At 61.7% G+C, this 16,942-nt stretch carries 17 protein-coding genes and 1 pseudogene; 14 read left to right on the top strand and 4 right to left on the bottom strand.

Features of this window, described 5'->3' with window-relative positions; genetic code table 11:
• The first annotated feature begins 91 nt into the window (after window positions 1-91).
• Window positions 92-673, top strand: coding sequence for a dienelactone hydrolase family protein (locus C6558_RS37665; protein WP_107028727.1), 582 nt, complete (start codon window positions 92-94; stop codon window positions 671-673).
• Between the two features lie 103 nt (window positions 674-776).
• Here the strand turns inward: C6558_RS37665 and C6558_RS37660 are convergent, their stop codons facing one another.
• A complete protein-coding gene (locus tag C6558_RS37660; RefSeq protein ID WP_107028726.1) occupies window positions 777-1,853 on the bottom strand; it encodes a D-alanine--D-alanine ligase family protein in 1,077 nt (358 codons plus the stop codon).
• Window positions 1,854-2,068: 215 nt separating this feature from the next.
• Between C6558_RS37660 and C6558_RS41880 the strand changes: the two are divergent.
• The 11 genes and pseudogenes from C6558_RS41880 to C6558_RS37610 all read left to right on the top strand — a co-directional run.
• Window positions 2,069-2,323: pseudogene (locus C6558_RS41880) on the top strand (GntR family transcriptional regulator); the annotation flags it as partial.
• A 195-nt stretch (window positions 2,324-2,518) separates the two neighbouring features.
• A complete protein-coding gene (locus C6558_RS37655; protein WP_245449339.1) occupies window positions 2,519-3,577 on the top strand; it encodes a PLP-dependent aminotransferase family protein in 1,059 nt (352 codons plus the stop codon).
• A 463-nt stretch (window positions 3,578-4,040) separates the two neighbouring features.
• On the top strand, window positions 4,041-4,829 hold the full coding sequence (locus C6558_RS37650; RefSeq protein ID WP_244494707.1) for a helix-turn-helix transcriptional regulator: 789 nt from the start codon (window positions 4,041-4,043) through the stop codon (window positions 4,827-4,829).
• Window positions 4,830-4,848: 19 nt separating this feature from the next.
• A complete protein-coding gene (locus C6558_RS37645) occupies window positions 4,849-5,817 on the top strand; it encodes an AraC family transcriptional regulator (RefSeq protein WP_225906389.1) in 969 nt (322 codons plus the stop codon).
• Window positions 5,818-5,996: 179 nt separating this feature from the next.
• Entirely contained in the window at window positions 5,997-6,917 is a 921-nt protein-coding gene (locus C6558_RS37640) for a helix-turn-helix domain-containing protein (protein WP_057217638.1), read from the top strand.
• 214 nt (window positions 6,918-7,131) lie between these two features.
• Window positions 7,132-7,788 (top strand): hydrolase, encoded by a 657-nt coding sequence (locus C6558_RS37635; RefSeq protein WP_057210453.1) that lies wholly within the window; start codon window positions 7,132-7,134, stop codon window positions 7,786-7,788.
• A 79-nt stretch (window positions 7,789-7,867) separates the two neighbouring features.
• Window positions 7,868-8,155, top strand: a complete 288-nt coding sequence (locus C6558_RS37630; RefSeq protein ID WP_025430081.1) for a DUF1427 family protein — start codon at window positions 7,868-7,870, stop codon at window positions 8,153-8,155.
• Entirely contained in the window at window positions 8,155-10,140 is a 1,986-nt protein-coding gene (locus tag C6558_RS37625; protein ID WP_107028723.1) for an amidohydrolase, read from the top strand. The genes C6558_RS37630 and C6558_RS37625 overlap by 1 nt, the downstream gene beginning before the upstream one ends.
• 13 nt (window positions 10,141-10,153) lie before the next feature.
• Entirely contained in the window at window positions 10,154-10,615 is a 462-nt protein-coding gene (locus C6558_RS37620; protein WP_107028722.1) for a DoxX family protein, read from the top strand.
• Entirely contained in the window at window positions 10,612-12,249 is a 1,638-nt protein-coding gene (locus C6558_RS37615; protein WP_107028721.1) for an MFS transporter, read from the top strand. Before C6558_RS37620 ends, C6558_RS37615 begins: the two co-directional genes overlap by 4 nt.
• A 137-nt stretch (window positions 12,250-12,386) precedes the next feature.
• Window positions 12,387-13,208 carry an alpha/beta fold hydrolase gene (locus C6558_RS37610; protein ID WP_057210449.1) on the top strand — a complete coding sequence of 274 codons (822 nt, stop codon included), beginning with the start codon at window positions 12,387-12,389 and terminating at the stop codon, window positions 13,206-13,208.
• Window positions 13,209-13,341: 133 nt separating this feature from the next.
• Here the strand turns inward: C6558_RS37610 and C6558_RS37605 are convergent, their stop codons facing one another.
• Window positions 13,342-14,430 (bottom strand): citrate synthase/methylcitrate synthase, encoded by a 1,089-nt coding sequence (locus C6558_RS37605; RefSeq protein ID WP_107028720.1) that lies wholly within the window; start codon window positions 14,428-14,430, stop codon window positions 13,342-13,344.
• Window positions 14,431-14,503: 73 nt separating this feature from the next.
• Here C6558_RS37605 and C6558_RS37600 point away from each other — a divergent pair, with 73 nt between their 5' ends.
• Window positions 14,504-15,631: a citrate synthase gene (locus tag C6558_RS37600; protein ID WP_171521411.1), complete on the top strand. Its 1,128-nt coding sequence runs from the start codon at window positions 14,504-14,506 to the stop codon at window positions 15,629-15,631.
• A gap of 324 nt (window positions 15,632-15,955) precedes the next feature.
• On the opposite strand, the gene C6558_RS37595 is transcribed toward C6558_RS37600, so the two are convergent.
• Window positions 15,956-16,264 (bottom strand): I78 family peptidase inhibitor, encoded by a 309-nt coding sequence (locus tag C6558_RS37595; protein ID WP_245449338.1) that lies wholly within the window; start codon window positions 16,262-16,264, stop codon window positions 15,956-15,958.
• A 101-nt stretch (window positions 16,265-16,365) separates the two neighbouring features.
• Here C6558_RS37595 and C6558_RS40145 point away from each other — a divergent pair, with 101 nt between their 5' ends.
• Window positions 16,366-16,533, top strand: coding sequence for a hypothetical protein (locus C6558_RS40145; protein ID WP_156585827.1), 168 nt, complete (start codon window positions 16,366-16,368; stop codon window positions 16,531-16,533).
• Window positions 16,534-16,730: 197 nt separating this feature from the next.
• Here C6558_RS40145 and C6558_RS40550 read toward each other — a convergent pair.
• On the bottom strand, window positions 16,731-16,942 hold a 212-nt coding region (locus C6558_RS40550), incomplete at its 5' end, for a hypothetical protein (RefSeq protein WP_210205725.1).

Below are 16,942 nucleotides of genomic sequence, written 5' to 3'. Positions count from 1 at the left end.
TCTCTATAACGTGTCCGCATTCTTCCAGGTCGGGCGACGTCGCTGTAGAGTGATGAAACGTGCGCCCGACCATCACACCCGGAGGCTCCATATGGCTGAGGTCCTGTTGTTCCACCACGCACAGGGGTTGACCTCGGGTGTGCGGGCGTTCGCCGACGACTTGCGGGCCGCCGGTCACATCGTGCACATGCCGGACCTGTTCGACGGACGCACGTTCGAGAGTATCGACGAGGGCTTAGCCTACATCGGCAAGGTCGGATTCGACGAAATGCGGGAGCGCGGGGTCCGCGTCGCGAACGAACTGCCTTCCGAACTCGTCTACGCCGGGTTCTCGTTCGGTGTGCTGCCGGCACAGAAGCTGGCACAGACGCGGCCCGGAGCCCGCGGAGCTCTGCTCTTCTACTCTTGCCTGCCGATCAGCGGCGAGTGGGCCTTCGGGCCTTGGCCTGATGGCGTGGCGGTCCAGATCCACGGTATGGACAACGACCCGATCTTCGTCGGGGAGGGCGACATCGACGCGGCCCGCGAGATCGTGGAGAAGGTCGAGGACGCGGAGCTATTCCTGTACCCCGGCGATCAGCACTACTTCGCCGACAGTTCGCTCCCGTCGTACGACGCGGATGCGACCGCGTTGCTCACCATCCGAGTGCTCGAGTTCCTCAATCGCGTCTGATCCATGCCGGCGTCTCGGCTTGAGGTCATTTTCGAAAGTGGTGCCCGTCCTTGGACGGATCCGTTTGATCCGCCGCTCGGCTGACGGGTCTGTGTTTGCATGTTCAGCCGCTTCGGCCGGCACGTGTCAGGCCATGCACGATGAGCCTGTCAATGATTTCGGCATAACTGACGCCGCTTGCCGCCATCGCCTTGGAATACATGCTGATGTCGGTAAAACCGGGAATGGTGTTCACTTCGTTGACAACGAACGTCATGCCCGTCGTCAGAAAGAAGTCGACACGCGCCATGGCATCGCAGCCCAAAGCCCTGAATGCCCTTGCCGCCGCCGCCCTCATCTCTGCCTCAACTTCGGGCGGCAGTTCCGCTGGTACCTTGAGCGCCGCGCCGTCCTCGTCGATGTATTTTGCGTTGTAGCTGTAAAAGCCGTGGGATTCGGCCGGGATGATCTCACCGGGACGAGAGACGAAAAGGCCACCTTCCGGATCTTCCAACACGCTGAATTCAATCTCGCGCCCAGCGACATATTCCTCGGCAAGCAGCTTGCCATCATGCTGGAACCCTTCGACCAGCGCCGGCGCAAACTCCTGGCTGCCTGATACCTTTCTAACGCCAACGGATGACCCCTGCCGGGCGGGTTTGATGAACAGCGGCAGCCCGAGTTCGCCTTCGAGCACAGCGAGATCAGGTGCCGCATCCTTGTGGATCGTCACCGAGCGCGCGACCGGGAGGCCGGCGGCCCTCAGAAGCTGCTTGGCAATATCCTTGTCGAGTGCGGTCGCCGAGCCGAGAATCCCGCAGCCGGCGAGCGGTACGCGTGCCACCTCTGCGAGCCCCTGCACAGAGCCATCTTCACCATGAAGGCCGTGCAAGACCGGAAACAGAATGTCGATGGTACCGGCATCGCTCATCTTTCCCTCGGCCGAAATCGCCACCATGCGTCCGTGCCCGCCGGGAACAAGGCTGACCTGCGTGCCGCTCGCAGGTTTGGCAAGCACACCATTGTCGAAGTGGCTCAACAGCCATTGACCTTCGCGCGTCACGAAAATCGGCACGGCATCATATTTTGCAGGCTCTAGAGCGCGCATGACATTGGTAGCCGAAAGCACGGAAACGTCGTGTTCGGCCGAGCGTCCGCCGAAGAGGACGGCAATACGCAGGCTGGTCGAAGAAGGGGTCATAAAAGTCTCCGAAATGACAGAGCTGACAGAGGTCCGAGACTGACGGCAATGCCATTTCCCGTATCGGTGTCCCGTGTCGGCGCAGGCGCAATTTGATTTCCGGCCGACGTCGTTGTGATGCCGGCTTGAAAGTGGCTCGATTTAAATTCAACATATGATAAGATTACAGAGCCACAATTGGCGAGATTGATGAGCCACTCTGACGAAAGGCGCCCATGACACTGAAACGGCGAAGAGAGAGCCCGTCGGTGGGTTTTCGGCCAAGTATCGATACCTCTTCGCCAGCACCCTTGGTGAGACAGCTCTATCTTTCCCTGCGCGGTGCAATTGCTGACGGTCGGCTGGATGCCGGGCAACGGCTGCCATCGACACGTCTGGCCGCAAAGGAATGGAAGCTTTCACGCGGCTCGGTTGCCGAAGCCTATGAAATCCTCGTCGCGGAAGGTTTTGCGGTCGCCCGGCATGGGTCCGGTACATATATTGCGTCAGGCGTTCCAGGCGGGCTGTCCAGAATCGACCATCGCAATGAGACGATCGCCTACTCGACCCGCCGCGCTGTCTCCGACGCTGCCACGAGAGTTCTCACCTCCGGGCCTAGCCTCGAACCGCAGAAGGTCTTGCCGTTTGTCACGGGGCGCATCGCTCATGACGATCGGACAGCGAGATTGCTGAACCGCATTGCCGGCCGGCACATGAACTATGCCGCAGAAGGCTACGGCGACATTCAGGGCGAATTCGAGCTGCGGAGCGCCATTGCGGTTCATTTGGCCGCCTCACGCGGAGTGCGTTGCGCGGCCGAGCAGATATTTATCACCGCCGGGACACAGCAAGCGCTTGATCTCGCGTTCCGCGTCCTGATGACGCCGGGCGATACGGCTGTCGTCGAAGACCCCTGTTATCCGCCGGCCAGACAATGCCTGGCACTGAATGGCGTAAAAATCATCGGTCTTCCCGTTGATGCCGACGGCATCATGACGGAAAAGTTGGCTGCCTGCTCCCTGCCGCCGACGCTGTTCTATGTGACGCCATCCAACCAGTACCCCGTCGGTTCCGTCCTCTCGCTGCCCCGGCGGCTGGAGTTGCTCGCTTATGCGCGGGAGAATGGCTGCTGGATCGTCGAGGACGATTATGACAGCGAGTTTCGCTACGATGGGCATCCGATCGCATCGCTTCAGGGCCTCGATCCGGCCGGCCGGGTCCTCTATACGGGCACGTTCAGCAAGGCCCTGCTGCCGAGCCTGCGCATCGGCTATCTCGTGGTTCCGATGGATCTGGTACCGGTATTCAGGGCCGTGCGTCCCGCGCTTGACCGTTGTCCTCCGACGTTTCAGCAGCGTGTCGTCGGCGACTTTTTCAATGAGGGATATTTTCCGGCGCATCTGCGCCGGCTCAGAGAGCGTCTGCGTGCCTCACGCGATTTGCTTGCAGATCTCTTGAAAGACCGTACCAGCGAACATCTCGGCATTTTGCTGCCGGATCAGGGCATCAATCTGACCGTGCGCAGCACAGGGACCTGGAGCAACGACACCGCCGTCTCACAGGCTGCGCTAAAGAAAGGCGTTGTTGTGATGCCCCTTTCCCGCATGAATGTCGCTTCATCGGACACATCCAGGCTGCTGCTGGGATTTTCGGGGCTCTCGGAGCAGGAAGCGGATATGGGGACCAGGATCCTGGCGGAGGTCTTCAAGAGCGGAGATTTTCGCAGAACTCCCGATGTTGGTTAGAATTACGCGACCGGTCAATGCAACGTCCGCCGGCAGCGGCGTCCTGATCGCAAAAGGCAATAAGAAGGGGTCCGCCTGAGGCGGCCGAAGACGCCTGTGTGTCGATCAGGTGGATGCGAAACGCTTCTGGCGACGCCATGAACGTCTGGCCCAGCGCGATTTTTGGCTAGGCGGATCCCATCTCATTGAACGACGGTCTTCCTTTTTGAACATTCCCGACTGAATCCGCGCGAAGCCCTTGTCGCTGCGCGCGGATTGCCCCTACGGTGGGCAAAAGATGAACCGGTAGACATTCCATGAGGCCAGAGCTGTCGCGAAAAACGGTCTCGTGCCATGATGGGTCTTGCATGCCAGTCTCGGATGCACCGAGGTTTTTGATCAAATGTTTGCAATGCTTTGGCCATGACGCAGTGCGTCGGGTGGGATGCTAGAGTTGACTTCTCCTTGTCCGGAAATGGGGTGCGTGGGGCGCTATTTTGGAACGCCGGACGCTCCGTGCCTCACGACGATCCCGATGGAGGCCGCGGTCTTTTCGGTCACCCGAATTCGAAGGCGTTTGACGCGGGCGCAGCGGCCAGAAGTGGCTCTGCCCGCATGTGAAGCCTATTTTCTGATGCTTTACCTCGATGATGCCGAACATGCGGACATCAAGGTAAACGGCGAGAGGTCTGCTGTTCGCCGATACGTGCGCGGCTCGATATGTCTCGTCGATCTGCGCCAGGGGGCCTCGATCGCGCTCCATAGCGACCTGAGTGCGCTTGCTTTCGTCCTTCCCAAGACGCTGATCGCGGAAGTCGCCGCCCTGTCACCGACGGTCAAGCCACAACGGCTGGTGTGCCGGCGTGGCGAAGTGGACTCGATACTCTGCAGTCTCGGACTGGCGCTTCTGGCCCTTTTTGAACGTATGGACAGCAGCCCACCCGAGCTGCTGCAGCATGTCGCCGTGGCCGTTTGCGCCCATCTTCTGCACCATCATTCGGCCGAGATGCAGGGCGACGACGGCGGAAATCCTTTCGACGGATCCAATGATCCGACAGCGTTCCACATTCGGCAGGAAGCGACACGGGCGCCCCAGCAATTGCAGATGCGCCGGCGCGTTGTTCAGGCCAAGCAGCTTCTGCGCGCGAGTTCACTGCCTCTGGGCTCGATCGCGTTCCTTTGCGGCTTCAGCAGCCTCGGCCATTTCACGACGGTGTTTCTGGGTGAGACCGGTACGACACCACAAGCCTGGCGAAGCGCACCTCTGCATTAGCGCCGGTCGCGGGACGGAATTGATTGTTGGCGGCAGTGTATCGTATTCTGCATTGCTTGAATGCCTGGTGCACTTTCGGGGAATTTTGTTGAACTTAGAGTCTCGTCCAGAAACGGCCAGCGAAGTGGGCGCCTTGCGCCGATCGATCCTGCGTGTTCCCCCCATAACCCTGACGCGGTTGAGCAGTGATGGCTGCGACCTAGGTCCGGCGGTTGCCAACAGGCGCGAGGAGGCGTTCAACATCATCACCCAGCTCAGTGATTTTCGCCTGCATCGGCTGTGGCGGGGCGGCACCCTTGTCTTTGAGGGCGGGCATCGCAAGGGAGCGCTTGCCATCACCGACCTGCGCGAGGAATGGCGCTGCCATCACCTGTCGCCCTTTGACAATGTGCGCCTTCAGATACCGTTCTCGCAAATGCGCGCCTTTGCGACTGAACAGGGACGGCCTGACTTTACCGGTCTGCGCTGTGCGCCGGGCACGCATGACGGCGTCATGCTGGGGCTAGCGCAGGCATTGCTTCCAGCTTTCGAGAGACCGCAAGAGGCAAGCCAACTCTTTCTCGACCAGGTGAGCCTCGCGATTCTGACGCATTTGATGCAGACCTATGGCGGGCTCTATCTACCCAAAGAGCGCAAGGGGACGCTGGCTGCGTGGCAGGAGAAAAGGGCGCTCGACTTTCTCTCGGGCCATGTCGATGGGCAGTTCTCGCTCAGCGAGCTTGCCGAGGCCTGTGCGTTGTCGAAAAGCTATTTCATCAAGGCATTCAAGGTGAGCTTCGGCTGTACGCCTTTGCGGTGGCTGGCCGAATATCGGGTTACCCGTGCGAAGGAGTTGTTGTTGAAGAACGTGCCGATCGCAGAGATTGCCATATCCTGCGGCTTTGCCGATCAGAGCCATATGACTAAGACATTCGTGGCGATCGCCGGCGAAACGCCAGCGCGCTTCCGGCGTACCCGACGCCTGGAGCTGGAAAAAGCGCCCCTGTGACGGAAGACAATAGTCGCGATGCCATCGACAAGACAGCCATTCGGTTCATATGATCGTGATGTTCGGACGCAATGCTGCGCAAGCACGCTGGCGAAGCGGTGTCGTGCAAAAGTTGAGACCGCCGCAGTCGGCACCCTCGTGGTCGCGGACAGGCAGCGAAGTTGTGCGGAGGCGGAGGTATGACAGCAGCTTCTTCGATCGCGATCGCACCTCCACCCCGCGACAGTTTCGGATGTACAGTGGCTGGCCTCGACGAAGACCGGCGGATCGACGGCGCCGGGTTGACTTTTTATCGCAAGAAAGCGCAGGCCGCACCGCGCGAGCGCGTGCACACGCCGGCCAACAACCGCGGTTATCTGCTCGGCCTGTCATTGTCGGGGGGCCATCGCCGGCGGATCCTTCACGAACATCACGAGACAATGCATGAGTTCGACGAGAACTCCGTCTACCTCCGAAACTTTCACGATCCCTATCAGGCGGATCTCTCCGGCAGCTTCGATTTTGTTTTGCTCGAGGTGGGGCACAGCGCGATCGAGCGGATGGCCGACTGCGCCGATCTGAGCGGTGTCCGCGAACTGTGTGCGGTCGGCGAGCGAGCCGATCCAGTGTTGGGCGGGCTGATGGCGGCGCTTTTTGCAGACATGAACGGCCAATTGGAGAGAAGCCCCTTGTTCGTCGACCAATTGTCGGTGGCGATCGGAATCCACGTCGCTCAACACTACGGCAGTGCGAGCCACCGCACGACGTCGGGGGCAGCGATCAAGGGGCGCAGGCTCTCGGCGCGCAGCCTGTCGATGGTGCAGGAACTAATGCGAAGCAGGCTTGGCGGCGATTTGTCGATCGAGGAACTCGCTGAGGCTTGTCATCTGTCACAGGGCACGTTCCTGCGCGCCTTTCGCCAAACACTGGGTATCACGCCGTTCCAATGGTTCCTCCAGCAGCGGTTGGACAGGGCGCGCGACATGCTGGAATTTTCGTCGCTGACGATCGGTGAAATCGCGGTCGCCAGCGGCTTTGCCGATCAGAGCCACTTCACGCGCGTCTTTGCCCGGGCGACGGGGGCATCCCCCGGCGCCTGGCGGCGCAGTCGCAGGGCCTAGCGGTCTGGCCGCGCGCGGGCCTTGCTCGCGGCGGCACGCGCTCCATCCTTATGCCGTTGCTTCCAATATGACTTTTGCGCTTTGCTAGCGATGTATCTCGGGCAGAATGTTCAAAACATCAGCATATCCGACAAGAACGGGCAGCCCGGCTCGGGCATAGTCGGGTCATTCCCTGCGGATCTTCAGAATCCAGGACATCGAGGAGATGATGACCATGACCTTAAACGCCACGCCGACGCCCGGCAGCCTCCTGGTTTCGCCGAAAGACCACACGCTGATCATGATCGATTTCCAGTCGCAGATGGCCTTTGCGACGAAGTCGATCGATGCTGTCTTGCTGCGCAACAATGCGGCGCTGGTCGCGCATGCGGCCGCCGGCTTCGGCGTTTCCACCATTCTGACGACGGTGGCGGAGAAGGCTTTCTCGGGCCCGATGTTCTCAGAAATCACCGATGCCTTTCCAGGCCAGGGCCTTCTCGACCGTACCTCGATGAACACCTGGGAAGACGCCGCCGTCATCGACAATGTCAACGCCATCGGCAAGAAGCGGCTGGTCTTTTGCGGCCTCTGGACCAGCGTCTGCATCGTCGGCCCGACGCTCTCTGCGCTCGATCAGGGCTTCGAGGTTTATGTGATTGCCGATGCCTGCGGTGACGTCTCGGACGAGGCACACGATCGGGCGATGGACCGCATGGTCCAGGCTGGCGTTCGGCCGATGACGTCGCTGCAATATATGCTGGAACTCCAGCGCGACTGGGCCCGCACCGAGACCTACGACATGACGACCGGTATCGCCAAGAAGTTCGGCGGCGCCTACGGCCTCGGCATTATCTACGCCAAGACGATGTTCGGCGCCTCCGAAGGCCACTGATCGTCCTCATTCCGAAGGTTGCCGTCTCGCCAGTCGGCGGGACGGAGAAGCGGGCAACCCGTCCCGTGAGGAGAACTCGATGAAAATGTATCTTCTGTCGCTCGGCGTCGGTCTGCTGGTCGGTGTCATCTACGGACTGCTGAATGTGCGCTCGCCGGCGCCGCCCGTGATCGCCCTGCTTGGCCTGCTCGGCATCCTCGTCGGCGAACAGGCCGTTCCGCTCGTCAAGCGGCTGGTCTCTGGCGCGCCGGTCACCGTCTCCTGGTTCAACAGCCGTTGCGTGCCCCACGTTTTCGGCGCGCTGCCGACGGGAACCGACCATGACGTGGCCACGCGCGACCGCTCTTCGAAAGGGGAGGTGGGCTGATGCCGACACGCCGCGGCTTTCTGGGGGCAGCCTCGACGCTCGCCTTCCCCTCGCTGTTTTCGCCGGCGCTTGCCGCCGACACCGTTTCGACCAAGGGAGACAATCCGATGGACGCCGATCTTATCCTGCATCACGGGCTCGTCACCACGCTTGACCGCTCCAATCCCAACGCCAGCGCGGTCGCAATCAAGGACGGCAGGTTTCTCGCCGTCGGCCAGGATCAGGAGATCATGGCGCTCGCCGGTCCCGACACCAGGATCATCGATCTGAAGGGCAAGCGGGTTTTGCCCGGGCTGATCGACAACCACACCCATGTCGTCCGCGGCGGCCTGAACTTCAACATGGAGCTGCGATGGGACGGGGTGCGCTCGCTCGCCGACGCCATGGATATGCTGAAGCGCCAAGTGGCGATCACGCCAGCGCCGCAATGGGTGCGGGTCGTCGGCGGCTTTACCGAGCATCAGTTCGTTGAAAAGCGCCTGCCGACGATCGAGGAGATCAATGCGATCGCGCCCGACACGCCCGTCTTCCTCTTGCATCTCTACGACCGTGCGCTCCTCAACGGCGCTGCGCTCAGGGCCGTCGGCTACACCAAGGATACGCCGAACCCGCCGGGCGGGGAGATCACCCGCGACGCCCAGGGCAATCCGACCGGTCTGCTGCTTGCCAAGCCCAATGCCGGCATTCTCTATTCGACGCTCGCCAAAGGGCCGAAACTGCCGCTCGATTATCAGGTCAATTCGACCCGCCATTTCATGCGCGAACTCAACCGGCTCGGCGTCACCGGCGTGATCGATGCTGGTGGCGGCTTTCAGAACTATCCCGATGATTACGAGGTCATCCAAAAACTGTCCGACGAGGGGCAGATGACCGTGAGGCTGGCCTATAATCTCTTCACCCAGAAGCCCAAACAGGAGAAAGAGGACTTCCTCAACTGGACCTCCTCGGTCAAATACAAGCAGGGCAACGACTATTTCCGCCACAACGGCGCCGGTGAGATGCTGGTGTTTTCCGCCGCGGACTTTGAGGATTTCCGCCAGCCACGCCCGGAGATGGCTCCGGAAATGGAAGGCGAACTGGAAGAGGTGGTGCGCATCCTTGCCGAAAACCGCTGGCCCTGGCGTCTTCATGCCACCTATGACGAAACGATCTCCCGCGCCCTCGACGTCTTCGAGAAGGTCAACAAGGACATCCCGCTTGAAGGCCTGAACTGGTTCTTCGACCATGCCGAGACAATTTCCGAGCGCTCGATCGACCGGATCGCCGCGCTTGGCGGCGGCATCGCAACCCAGCATCGCATGGCCTATCAGGGCGAATATTTTGTCGAGCGCTACGGCCACGGCGTCGCCGAAGCGACACCGCCGATCAAACGGATGCTCGACAAGGGCGTCAATGTTTCCGCCGGTACCGATGCCACCCGTGTCGCCTCCTACAATCCCTGGGTCTCGCTGTCCTGGATGGTGACCGGCAAGACGCTCGGCGGGCTGCAACTCTACCCGCGCGCCAATTGCCTCGATCGCGAGACGGCGCTGCGGATGTGGACCGAAAAGGTCACCTGGTTTTCCAACGAGGAAGGCAAGAAGGGCCGGATCGAAAAGGGGCAGTTCGCCGACCTGATCGTGCCGGACAAGGACTTCTTTGCCTGCGCCGAAGACGAGATCTCGTTCCTGACGTCCGAGCTGACGGTGGTCGGCGGCAAGGTCGTCTATGCCGCCGGTGACTTCGCCACCCATGACGAAAACCCGGTGCCGCCCGCCATGCCCGACTGGTCGCCGGTCAGGACCTTCGGTGGCTATGCCGCCTGGGGGGAGCCGGAAGGTGCAGGCAAACGAAGCCTTCGCCGCACCGCAATCTCCACATGCGGATGCCTGAACGACTGCAATGTCCACGGCCACGACCACGCCGGCGCCTGGACATCACGCCTGCCGATCGCCGATCTCAAGGGTTTCTTCGGCGCGCTCGGCTGCGCCTGCTGGGCGGTGTGAGGAGGGAGCCGCAATGACACATTCCTCCACAATTGCGTCGCGGCTGGCGGCCGGTGTCCAGCCGTTTGTGACCACGCCCACTATACGGTTCATCGCCCATCTTGGGCTCTGCGCCGCCTATATCCAAGGGCCGTTGACGAAGATCCTCGACTTTGATGCCGCTCTCGGCGAGATGAACCATTTCGGACTTCAGCCGGCCGCACTGTTCGCGGTGGCGGTGATCGTCTTCGAACTTCTCGCCTCGGCGATGATCCTCGCAGGCGTTCTGCGTTGGCTTGCCGCTCTCGGCCTCGCCGCGTTCACGCTCGCCGCAACCTTCATCGCCTTGCGCTTCTGGGAGCTGGCCCCCGGCCAGGAACGGTTCATGGCGACCAACGCCTTCTTCGAGCATCTCGGCCTTGCCGGCGCCTTCCTGCTGGTCGCGTGGTACGATCTTGACCGTCGAAACGAGGCGGGAGGCGAACCGCTGCCATGACCCAGAATGTCACGCCGCCGCCGGCCGCAGGCGGCTTTGCACCGCTGCGCCAGCCCGTCTTTGCCGTCCTTTGGGTGGCCACCGTCATCGGCAATACCGGCAGTTTCATCCGCGACGTCGCCAGTTCATGGCTGGTGACCGATCTCTCCGGTGCTCCGGCGGCCGTTGCCATGGTTCAGGCGGCTGCGACCCTGCCGATCTTCCTGCTCGCCATACCTGCGGGCGTTCTGTCTGATATCCTCGATCGCCGCCGGTTTCTGATCGTCATCCAGCTACTGCTGGCGTCCGTCAGCATCGGGCTCATGCTGCTTTCAGCGACCGGATTGCAGAGCGTGAGCTCGCTCGTGGCGCTGACCTTCCTCGGTGGTATAGGTGCTGCGCTGATGGCACCCACCTGGCAATCGATCGTTCCCGAACTCGTCACGCGGCAGGAGTTGAAGAGCGCCGTCGCCCTGAACTCGCTCGGCATCAACATCTCGCGTGCCATTGGCCCTGCGGTCGGCGGGCTCATCCTTGCGAGCTTCGGTGCGGCCATTACTTATGCGACCGACGTTGCGAGCTATCTCTTCGTCATCGCGGCCCTGCTTTGGTGGCGGCGCGCCCCCGGTGCGGACGATGGCTTGTCGGAGAAGTTCGCCGGCGCATTTCGTGCGGGTCTGCGCTATGCGCGCGCCAGCCGCGAACTGCACGTGGTGCTGCTGCGCGCTGCCGTGTTCTTCGCGTTTTCGAGCGCCGTCTGGGCGCTGCTGCCGCTCGTTGCACGCAACCTGCTCGGTGGGGATGCCGGCTTTTACGGTGTCCTTCTCGGGGCCGTCGGAGCCGGAGCGATTGGCGGCGCCCTCGTCATGCCGCGGCTGCGTAGGCTCCTCAGTGCAGATGGGCTGTTGCTCGCCGCCGCGCTGGTCACGGCCGTCGTCATGGCCGGCTTGTCATCTGCACCGCCGCAATGGGTGGCGATCATCCTGTTGCTGAGCCTCGGGGCCGCATGGATAACAGCGCTGACGACGCTCAACGGCGCGGCTCAGGCGATCCTGCCGAACTGGGTGCGCGGTAGGGCGCTTGCGGTCTACCTCACGGTGTTCAACGGCGCGATGACCGCCGGGAGCCTGGCCTGGGGTGCCATAGCGGAACTCCTTGGCGTTCCGGCGACCCTTCTGGTCGGCGCCGCCGGGCTGGTGGTCGTTGGCGTGGTATTTCACATCGTGAAGCTACCTGCCGGTGAGGCTGATCTGGTCGCCTCCAATCACTGGCCCGAGCCGTTGACGGCCTCGCCGATCGACAATGACCGCGGCCCCGTGCTGATCACTATAGAATATCGCGTCGATCCCGCCGATCGACAGGCGTTCACGAGCGCTCTCTACAGGCTTTCTTCGGAACGGCGGCGGGACGGTGCCTATGGCTGGGGTGTGACGGAAGACACTGCTGATCCGGAGATCATGGTCGAATGGTTCTTCGTCGAATCCTGGGCCGAGCACCTGCGCCAGCATCGACGGGTCTCCAAGGCCGATGCCGACCTGCAGCAGGAGGTGCGCAAATTCCATCGCGGCGACGCAGCTCCGCTCGTTCGCCACCTGCTGAGCGTCGGGCCGGAGCGCCTGACGCAGGCGAGAGACAACATCAAGGAGACGCCATGACAGATTGGAACGCGCTTTTTCCAGTTGCCCGCCGAACGGTCCTCAGGACCGCCGGCGCAGTTGGCGCCACCTTGTTTCTGCCCGGCCTCGGCCTTGGCGCCCAGAACCCGATCCCAACACCAGATGGAGAGAACCCCATGAGTTTCATCACTACCAAGGACGGCACCAACATCTTCTACAAGGATTGGGGCAAGGGACAGCCGATCGTCTTCTCCCACGGCTGGCCGCTATCGGGCGACGCCTGGGAAGCCCAGATGCTGTTCTTCGGGCAGAACGGCTACCGCGTCATCGCCCACGATAGGCGCGGCCATGGTCGTTCGGACCAGCCGTGGGACGGCAACAACATGGATCAGTATGCCGACGATCTGGCGGAACTGATCGAGAAACTCGACCTCAAGGATGCGATCCTGATCGGGCATTCGACCGGCGGCGGCGAAGTGGCCCATTATATCGGCCGTCACGGCAGCGGGCGCGTTGCAAAGGTGGTTCTCGTCGGCGCGGTCCCTCCGCTCATGCTGAAGACTGCGGCGAATCCAGAAGGAACGCCGATTGAGGTTTTCGACGGCATTCGCAAGGGCACCGCGGGCGATCGCTCGCAGTTCTTCAAGGAACTCACTCTTCCCTTCTATGGCTTCAACCTCGAAGGCGCGAAGATGAATGACGGGCTTCGCGAATCCTTCTGGCTGCAGGGGATGGTCGGCTCGATCAAGGGTCACTATGATTGCGTCCGCGAATTCTCCGAAGTCGACTACACCGACGACCTGAAGAAGATCGATCGCCCGACGCTGGTGATCCACGGCGATGACGACCAGATCGTTCCGTTTGCCGCATCCGCCGCAAAGACGGCCAAGATCGTAAAGGACGCCAAGCTCATCGTTTACAAGGGTGGGGCACACGGCCTGGCCCAGATCGAGCCCGACAAGTTCAACGCCGACGTCCTGGCCTTCATCAAGGCCTGATATCGGGCGTGTCTTTGTCATGCAGCCGTTGGAGCCGGGGTTTTCGACCCGGCTCCAACGGCTCTTCGGCAAAGGCTGAACAAAGCGGGTGGGCGGCTGCACGGTTGCCTGCCGCAGGCGCCATGTCAGTGACTTAGGCAGCCCGTGGCAGCGGCCCGACATAAACGGAGCGCGGGCGGATCAGGCGACCTTTGAGCGCCTGCTCGCGTGCATGGGCAATCCAGCCGATGGTGCGGCCGATGGCGAAGACGCCGGTGAACGCGTCTCTCGGGAAGCCCAGCGCATCGAGCAGCAGTGCCGTGTAAAATTCAACATTGACGTCGAGCGGCCGGTCCGGCTTGCGCTCCTTGAGGATAGCCAGCGCCGCCTGCTCGACTGCGCTTGCAAGCTCGGTGCGTTCACGATCAACCTGCCCGGCCTCGATCAGTGGCTTCAGAGCAAGTTTTAGCGCATCGGCGCGTGGATCGCGGACGCGGTACACTCTGTGGCCGAACCCCATCAGCCGTTCGCCGCGATCAAGCGCCTGATTGAGCCATCGTTTCGCGTTCTCTTGCGTTCCGATCGCATCGAGCATGTCGAGCACCGGTCCGGGCGCGCCGCCATGAAGTGGCCCCTTGAGGGCACCGATCGCCCCGAGGACGGACGAGGTGAGGCCGGCTCCGGTGGAGGCGATCACCCTTGACGCGAAAGTCGAAGCGTTAAGGCCATGGTCGGAAATCGTCACGAGATAGGCATCGAGTGCTTTGACCTTTTCCGCGCTCGGCAGCCCGCCGCCAAGCATCGCGAGGATGTCTGCCGATTGGGAGAGCGACGACGATGGGGCAATCGGCTTGTCGCCATTCTTCAGGCGCAGGATTGCCGGCAGGAAGACGGCGGGTGCAGCAAGCAGGCGGAGCGCTGCCTCGAGATCGTCACCATCAGGCAGCCGCGCGATGAGCGCGCGCATGATGTCGACGGGTGGCAATTCCAGTATATGGTCGTCGATAGTCCGGATATCTGCGAAGACCTCTGTCCGCATGTGCCCCAGACGCCGGCGCAGTTCCTCCTTCTGCAGATTTCCTTCGATCAGGCCACCAAGCAGAAGGATAACGACATCCTCATAGCTGGCGTCATCAACGAGGTGTTCGAGCGACACACCACGAATGACCAGTCGACCGGCCTCGCCATCCACATCCGAGAGCTGCGTTTCAGCGGCGATGACATCTTCAAGTCCGTTTTTCATAGATGTTTCTCCTTTACCGGGAGAATGGTCCGGCTAAGATGTATTGACGTCAATCTTGATAAATTTGATCAATATGAACACGCTCTGGATCACCGCTGAGGAGGCGCTCAGTCAGCTCGGCACCAAACCGCAGACGCTTTATGCGAATGTGAGCCGTGGGCGCATACGCGCGAAGGCTGATCCAGTCGACCCGCGCCGTAGCCTTTATCAGGCTGACGATGTCAGGCGGCTGGCGGAACGTCACGCGGGCCGCCCGCGAGCATCGGCCGTCGCCGCCGAGGCGATCCGCTGGGGCGACCCGGTCCTACCCACGACGATCTCCAGTATTGCCGATGGACGCCTGTCTTATCGTGGCCATGATGCGGTTGAGCTCTCGTTGACAGCCGATCTGGAAGACGTCGCGACCCTGCTGTGGCAGACACCCACGATCACTGTCCGTGCCGCCGATGATACGTTGGCGGGTCGATCCCGTTTGGCCGCAGCCTTGATGAATCTTGCCGCGCGGGTAGCTGACGACCTGCCGGCACTTGGTCGTGCCTCGCCCATCTTGAGGATTGAGGCCGCTGATGTGTTGTCGACCGTGGCGGCGGCACTGGCGCCATGGCCCGAGCCGCTGCCATTGCATCAGCGGCTGGCAATTGGATGGAAACGACCTGCTGCGGTCGAGCCCATCCGAAAAGCTCTGGTTTTGGCGGCGGAGCACGAACTGAATGTTTCCGCGTTTGCAGCACGCGTGACGGCCTCGTCCGGTGCGGCGCTTTCGGCGGCGGTCCTGTCTGGACTTGCAACACTGACCGGCCCCCGCCATGGCGGCGCCTGGCTCAGCGTCACGCAGCTTGTCGAGCGGGCGAACGCAGTTGGCGTGCGCGAGGCGATCCGCCGCATGCTGGGTTCAGAAGGCGCTGTCCGTGCCTTCGGCCATCGCCTCTATCCTCAGGGTGATCCGCGCGCCAAGGCGATCATGGCAAGTTTCGAAGCGCCGCCCCTCTATGGTCTTTTGGCCGAAGCAGGCGAAGACCTTCTTGGCGAGCCGGTTAACCTCGACTTCGCACTGGCCTCGCTCGCCGCCGCGTTCGATCTGCCCGACGAGGCCCCGATGGTGATCTTCGCGCTGTCGCGCACGGTCGGCTGGCTCGCCCACGCCATGGAGCAGGTGGAAAGTGGCCACCTGATCCGTCCAAGAGCGCGCTACTCCGGATAGTGGAATGCGCTTTGAAGGCATTCGATGTCGGTTCCTGGCTCGACGGGTCAACTGCGACGGTGGGTGCCGGGCCATCTGTGCTTTTGGCGCTGGTCAGCGTGCTGGCATCGCTTGCCGCCCTTGTTCCGGTCCGATGGCTGGCGGCCGGGCGGCACTGCCGTAATTTTGCCCGTTGGAACCTGCCCCCGAGGGGTGACACTGCCGACATTCCTGGGCGCGCTTACCCGGACGGTTCGATGTCGACCGTCTATAGGCAACACCCAGCTCGGACGTTCCAGCGATCAATCGATCGCCGGAGTGCCCATTTCACGTCTGCACCGACGTCTATCCGCACATCGCGCGAACGATTTTGCCCGTGGCCGGATCCGTTTCGATCGTCACGCGCTCCTGTCGGAAATCCATCGTCGCCGGGTCGCCGGGCTTCAGCTGCCGGACGATGGTCGCACCCGTTATCTGTTTTGCGTCTTCATCCGAAATCCTGTCTTTTCCTGCCAGGGTCTCCGCAGCCTCGGGCTTGCAAGGCCCTGCCGCTTGGGCAGGGGTGGATTCGGGTTCTTTCTGGCAGCCGGCGGCGGCAAGCAGGAGAAGACTTGCTGCAAGTACAGCGAATTGACGGGCGTAAATCAAAGGCACAATCCTTCCGTGTCGAAAGTGTCGAACAATCAAACGAATAAGGCGGCAGCGAGGCCCTTGCGGCGGCTCGATCTCCCAAGTATTTGAACGGCGACGAAGGTATGCTCAAGAAGGTCGTGAATGGCCCCGGCAACGCTTGGGTCGATTTGCAGCCTGAGTTTACCAAGAGCCTTCTGCAGACGATCGGCGGCGGGGTAGGGCGGCTGATCGATGCGGACATGAATGAGGCGTCAACCAAGTCGGAGGCGATTCAAGCCAGGAGCAGATAGCCATTCGGCGCTTGCCGATCGCCAACACAAGCGCCCAGGACATTTCCAGTTTGTTCAAACAATGTCCCCTTGATCAGGCGCGCTTACGTTTCGTTTCCGTGTGCCGTCCCCTTCATCCACATCGATTGTGGCGCTGGAGGGTGCGGATTCTACGGGCAACTTCAACGTGGGAAAACTTAAGGGCTTGGCGTCCTGATTCAGGCCCCAAGAGCAGTTTGTGTAAGTTTTACAAAATTGCCTGTTGACACCCGGGCTGAGGCTCCTCTATAAGCCCGATCACTGACGAGGGCGGCGGCGCTGCTGGCGACGATGTCCTTCGTTTTAAGGTTTCCTTGATTGGCGGATGCTGATTGGTCGGGACGCGAGTTTCGGCGGGAAGTTTTGACGGTTTTACCGTCTGTTTTTTGAC

This window comes from Ensifer sp. NM-2 (assembly GCF_003024455.1).
In the GTDB taxonomy this organism is placed as follows: Bacteria; Pseudomonadota; Alphaproteobacteria; order Rhizobiales; family Rhizobiaceae; genus Ensifer; species Ensifer canadensis.
The sequence above is the reverse complement of the archived record's forward strand: the minus strand, read 5'-3'. Positions and strand labels throughout refer to the sequence as shown.

Excerpts from the sequence above, each read along its gene's own strand:
- C6558_RS37665 (WP_107028727.1), top strand. The coding sequence starts at position 92 with ATGGCTGAGGTCCTGTTGTTCCACCACGCACAGGGGTTGACCTCGGGT.
- C6558_RS37660 (WP_107028726.1), bottom strand. The coding sequence starts at position 1,853 with ATGACCCCTTCTTCGACCAGCCTGCGTATTGCCGTCCTCTTCGGCGGA.
- C6558_RS37640 (WP_057217638.1), top strand. The coding sequence starts at position 5,997 with ATGACAGCAGCTTCTTCGATCGCGATCGCACCTCCACCCCGCGACAGT.
- C6558_RS37635 (WP_057210453.1), top strand. The coding sequence starts at position 7,132 with ATGACCTTAAACGCCACGCCGACGCCCGGCAGCCTCCTGGTTTCGCCG.
- C6558_RS37630 (WP_025430081.1), top strand. The coding sequence starts at position 7,868 with ATGAAAATGTATCTTCTGTCGCTCGGCGTCGGTCTGCTGGTCGGTGTC.
- C6558_RS37625 (WP_107028723.1), top strand. The coding sequence starts at position 8,155 with ATGCCGACACGCCGCGGCTTTCTGGGGGCAGCCTCGACGCTCGCCTTC.
- C6558_RS37620 (WP_107028722.1), top strand. The coding sequence starts at position 10,154 with ATGACACATTCCTCCACAATTGCGTCGCGGCTGGCGGCCGGTGTCCAG.
- C6558_RS37615 (WP_107028721.1), top strand. The coding sequence starts at position 10,612 with ATGACCCAGAATGTCACGCCGCCGCCGGCCGCAGGCGGCTTTGCACCG.
- C6558_RS37610 (WP_057210449.1), top strand. The coding sequence starts at position 12,387 with ATGAGTTTCATCACTACCAAGGACGGCACCAACATCTTCTACAAGGAT.
- C6558_RS37605 (WP_107028720.1), bottom strand. The coding sequence starts at position 14,430 with ATGAAAAACGGACTTGAAGATGTCATCGCCGCTGAAACGCAGCTCTCG.
- C6558_RS37600 (WP_171521411.1), top strand. The coding sequence starts at position 14,504 with ATGAACACGCTCTGGATCACCGCTGAGGAGGCGCTCAGTCAGCTCGGC.
- C6558_RS40145 (WP_156585827.1), top strand. The coding sequence starts at position 16,366 with ATGCTCAAGAAGGTCGTGAATGGCCCCGGCAACGCTTGGGTCGATTTG.